Source organism: Pseudomonas sp. GW821-FHT07G10, assembly GCF_059418545.1.
This window is the reverse complement of sequence record NZ_JBWKQB010000066.1, coordinates 1-1,449: the sequence shown is the minus strand read 5'-3', so window position 1 is coordinate 1,449 and position 1,449 is coordinate 1. Positions and strand designations below refer to the sequence as shown.

The 1,449-nt window shown below is 51.8% G+C and carries 1 protein-coding gene; it reads right to left on the bottom strand.

The genetic code is table 11. From position 1 onward, the window contains the following. Positions 1 to 34: 34 nt before the first annotated feature. Positions 35 to 1,407, bottom strand: a protein-coding gene (locus AC07O1_RS30320) for an IS3 family transposase (protein WP_495091188.1) whose coding sequence is annotated in 2 segments (ribosomal slippage) — positions 35 to 936 and positions 936 to 1,407 — 1,374 coding nt in all. Because the reading frame shifts where the segments join, the coding sequence is not laid out codon by codon here. Positions 1,408 to 1,449: the final 42 nt, after the last annotated feature.

Here is a 1,449-nt window from a genome sequence, read left to right as displayed (position 1 = left end):
TGAACTGACCCCACAAAGTTGGACGATTATCTATCTATGCCTGAGCGGCCTGAGTTCTGTATTCAACAGGACTCAGGCCGTTTAGCTTCAGTCTGATGCGCGAGTGATTGTAATACTCGATGTACTCGTCGATGCCTGCGTGAAGCTCATCAAGGTCGTTAAATTTATTCAGATAAAAGAATTCGGACTTCAGTGTGCCGAAGAAACTCTCCATGGCCGCGTTGTCGTAGCAGTTACCCTTGCGCGACATGCTTGGCGTAACGGAGCATTTTTTAAGAGCCCGCAGGTAAATGGGCATTCGATACTGCCAGCCCTGGTCTGAGTGCAAAACCGGTTTTTCATGCGGCTGAAGCCGCTTGAATGCACCTTTGAGCATCTTCCCGACCATATCGAACAGCGGCCGCCTGGCAACCTCGTAGGAAATGATTTCGCCGTTGTACAGATCCAAAATGGGAGACAGATAAAGCTTCTGACCTCCAACTTTGAACTCAGTAACGTCGGTTACCCACTTTTGATTGGGGGACGGAGCTTCGAACTCACGCTTCAAAAGGTTAGGCGCTGCCTTGCCTACCTCCCCCTTGTAGGCTCGGTATTTCTTCACACGCACCAAGCTCTTGAGCTGAAGCTGCGCCATCAGTCGCTGAACCGTCTTGTGATTGACGAGATGGCCAGCACTTCGTACAGCAGCCGTTATCCGGCGATAACCATACCGGCCCTTGTGCTCATCGAACGTCGAACGAATCTTGTCTTTCAGCTCCGCGTACTTATCAGCCGCTTGCAGCGCCTTTTGCTGATAGTAAAAGGTGCTGCGTGCCAAACCGGCAAACTTCAGCAGGCTTTCGAGAGAGTGCAGCGGCCTCAGTCCTATTACGATTTGCGCTTTTTCTGCTGCGCTACTCGTTTCTTCTCCTGAACCAAGGCATCGAGCTTTTTTAGGTAGTCGTTTTCCATCCGCAACTGCTTCACCTCAGCAAGCAAGTCATCGCGTGAGCGCGACTCGTCATCGGGTGAGTTGGGTTGAACAGGAGGAATGGAAGTTGGCATTTTTTTCGAACGTCCGGCTCTATTAGGCTGCTTGGTAAGGGCATCAATACCGCCTTCATCATAGCGGCGCTCCCAGAGACCAATGATGTCGAACTTGCGGATGTCGAACAAGGCAGCCGTCTGCCGATAGGACAGCTGTTCCTCACGCATACGTTTCAAAACAGATAGTTTGAAATCGTCGCTATAGCGCTGCAGCTTCTTCTCTTTCAGCCCAGCAGCACCATGCACCTGATAGGCCGCGACCCACTGACGAAGGCATGAAAAGTCCACATTGTGACGGTGTGCGACATCTCTCAGGCCCGAGCTACCGGAACAGTAGTCCTGCACCGCAGCGAGTTTTGCTTGTTCTGCGTACTTACCCATGACACCCCCAAAGGTTGTGTCCAACGTTTGGGGGTCAGTTCA